The sequence below is a fragment of the Rhizobium sp. UBA1881 genome (assembly GCF_002338015.1).
In the GTDB taxonomy this organism is placed as follows: Bacteria; Pseudomonadota; Alphaproteobacteria; order Rhizobiales; family Rhizobiaceae; genus Rhizobium.
The window spans coordinates 1-502 of sequence record NZ_DDHH01000077.1; the positions used below are offsets into that span (position 1 = coordinate 1).

A 502-nucleotide genomic window follows, 5' to 3' on the forward strand; every position below is an offset into this window, starting at 1 on the left:
GCTTCGATCCGGCCGACATGCGCATCTTCTATGAAGGCACCTTCATCGGCCTGCTCAACCCCTATGCTCTGCTCTGTGGTCTGCTCTCCGTCGCGATGCTCAGCATGCACGGGGCCGCCTGGCTGGTGCTGAAATCGAGCGGTCCCGTGGCGGCGCGCGCGCGTGCCTATGGCAGCATCGCCGCCATCCTCGTCATCGTGCTCTTCGCGCTCGGCGGCGTCTTCCTGGCGCTGGGTGTCAACGGCTACACGATCTCGAGCGCCATCGTTACCGACGGCCCCTCGAACCCGCTTCTGAAGACGGCGACCCATGAGGGCTCATGGCTCGCCAATTACGGCACCTACCCCTGGATGATGATCGCCCCGGTCGCCGGCTTCGCCGGTGCCCTCGCCACCCTGATCGCCATCCGCGCCAGGCTGGAGGTCGGCACGCTGCTTTTCAGCAAGCTGTCGATCTTCGGCATCATCTCGACCGTCGGCGTCTCGATGTTCCCCTTCATCCT

General features: G+C 64.9%; 1 protein-coding gene. It reads left to right on the forward strand.

Annotated features, from left to right (window positions below; all coding sequences use genetic code 11):
• On the forward strand, window positions 1-502 hold a 502-nt coding region (cydB, locus tag B3605_RS08730; protein ID WP_296433537.1), incomplete at both ends, for a cytochrome d ubiquinol oxidase subunit II.